Origin of the sequence: uncultured Arenimonas sp., assembly GCF_963976025.1 — a bacterium.
Taxonomy (GTDB): domain Bacteria; phylum Pseudomonadota; class Gammaproteobacteria; order Xanthomonadales; family Xanthomonadaceae; genus Arenimonas.
In genome coordinates this window covers 1-2,375 of the sequence record NZ_CAXBJS010000266.1, presented here as the reverse complement: position 1 = coordinate 2,375, position 2,375 = coordinate 1, and the positions used below count along the sequence as shown (strand labels likewise).

Annotated in this window: 1 protein-coding gene; it reads left to right on the top strand. The window is 68.0% G+C overall.

Translation table 11 applies throughout. The annotated features are described in order from the left end of the window. Positions 1-2,324 (top strand): vitamin B12 dependent-methionine synthase activation domain-containing protein (locus tag AACZ35_RS13910; protein ID WP_339830304.1); only part of this gene is annotated, 2,324 nt, incomplete at its 5' end. Positions 2,325-2,375: the final 51 nt, after the last annotated feature.

Below are 2,375 nucleotides of genomic sequence, written 5' to 3'. Positions count from 1 at the left end.
TCCGCGGAACCGGCGAAGGTTTCTTCGTAGGCCTGGCGCAGGCGCGCGAAGCCCGGCGGCACGGCGCCGCGGTGGTGGTGATGGCCTTCGACGAACAGGGCCAGGCCGACACCTTCGAGCGCAAGGTCGCCATCTGCAGCCGCGCCCATGCGCTGCTGGTCGGTGAAGCGGGCCTGGCGCCCGAGGACATCATCTTCGACCCCAACATCTTCGCCATCGCCACCGGCATCGAGGAACACGATGGTTACGCCGTGGCCTTCATCGAGGCGGCGCGCGAGCTCAAGCGGCGGTTCCCGGACAGCCACGTCTCGGGCGGCGTGTCCAACGTCTCGTTCTCGTTCCGGGGCAACAACGCCGTACGCGAAGCCATCCACAGCGTGTTCCTGTACCACGCCATCGGCGCCGGAATGGACATGGGCATCGTCAACGCCGGCGCCCTGGCCCTGTACGACGACCTGGACCCGGCCCTGCGCGAGGCAGTCGAAGACGTGGTGCTAAACCGCCGCGGCGACGGCACCGAACGCCTGCTGGCCGAGGCGGAAAAGCATAAATCAAAGAAGGGCGAAGTCCGCACCGAGGACCTGGCTTGGCGCGACTGGCCGGTGGACCGGCGCATCAGCCACGCCCTGGTGCACGGCATCGACCGCTTCATCGAAGAAGACGCCGAACTGGCGCGGCAGCAATCGAGCCGTCCGCTGGACGTCATCGAAGGCCCGCTGATGGCGGGCATGAACGTGGTCGGCGACCTGTTTGGCGCCGGCAAGATGTTCCTGCCGCAGGTGGTGAAATCGGCCCGGGTGATGAAACGCGCCGTCGCCCACCTGATCCCCTACATCGAAGCCGAAAAGGCCCGCAGCGGCGACGCCGGCAAACCGCGCGGCAAAGTGCTGATGGCCACGGTGAAGGGCGACGTGCACGACATCGGCAAGAACATCGTCGGCGTGGTGCTGGCCTGCAACAACTTCGAGGTCGTGGACCTGGGCGTGATGGTGCCGGCGCAGGTGATCCTGGACCGCGCCCGCGAGGAAAAGGTCGACGCGATCGGCCTGTCGGGACTGATCACGCCCTCGCTGGAGGAAATGAGCCACGTCGCCCGGGAAATGAAGCGCCAGGGTTTCTCCGTGCCGCTGCTGATCGGCGGCGCCACCACGTCGCGCGCGCACACCGCCCTGAAGATCGACCCGCACTACGACTCGCCGGTGGTCTGGGTGAAGGACGCTTCGCGCGCGGTCGGCGTCACCCAGTCCCTGCTCAGCGTCGAACTGCGCGACCCCTTCGTCGCCGCCAACGCCGCCGATTACGCCGAAGTACGCAAGCGCCACGCCAACCGCGGCGACGCCAAGCCGCTGGCTTCGCTCACCCGCGCCCGCGCCAACCGTTTCGACGGCGGCTGGGCCGATTACCTGCCGCCGGTGCCCGCGAAACCCGGCCTGACGGTGTTCGACGACTTCCCGCTAGAGGACCTGCGCGACTACATCGACTGGACGCCCTTCTTCCAGACCTGGGAGCTGTCGGGCCGCTATCCCGCGATCCTGAAGGACCCGGTAGTGGGCGCGCAGGCCACGGAACTGTTCGCCGACGCCCGGGCCATGCTCGACCGGATCATTGGCGAAAAATGGCTGCGGGCGAAGGCCGTGGCCGGGCTTTGGCCGGCCCGTTCGGTCGGCGACGACATCCAGGTGCTCGACGACAGCGGCCACCTGCGCGCCAGCCTGCACTGCCTGCGCCAGCAGGCGGAAAAACCCGACGACCGGCCCAATCTGTGCCTGGCCGACTTCGTGGCGCCGCGCGACAGCGGCCGCCAGGATTGGGTGGGCGCCTTCGCGGTCACCGCCGGCCTGGGCATCGAACCGCACCTGGCGCGCTTCGAGGCCGAACACGACGACTACAACGCGATCCTGCTCAAGTCCCTGGCCGACCGTCTGGCCGAAGCCCTGGCCGAGGCCCTGCACCAGCGCGTGCGCTCGCAGCTATGGGGCTACGCGCCGGACGAATCGCTGGACAACGAGGCCCTGGTGCGCGAGCAATACCGCGGCATCCGGCCGGCCCCGGGTTACCCGGCCTGCCCGGAACACAGCGAGAAGACCACGATCTTCGCGCTGCTGGAAGCGGAAAAACACACCGGCATGAAGCTGACCGAAAGTTTCGCGATGACGCCGGCGGCCGCGGTCAGCGGCCTGTACTTTTCCCACCCGGGCAGCCAGTACTTCGTCGTCGGCCGGCTCTCGCGCGAACAGGTCGCCGACTACGCGCGCCGCAAGGGCGTGTCGCTGCAGCAGGCGGAGCGCTGGCTGGCCAGTAACCTCGACTACGATCCCGAGTAGGAGCGCCTTCAGGCGCGAATCCCTTCTTTGCCAAAGGCAAAGTCAAAAGAT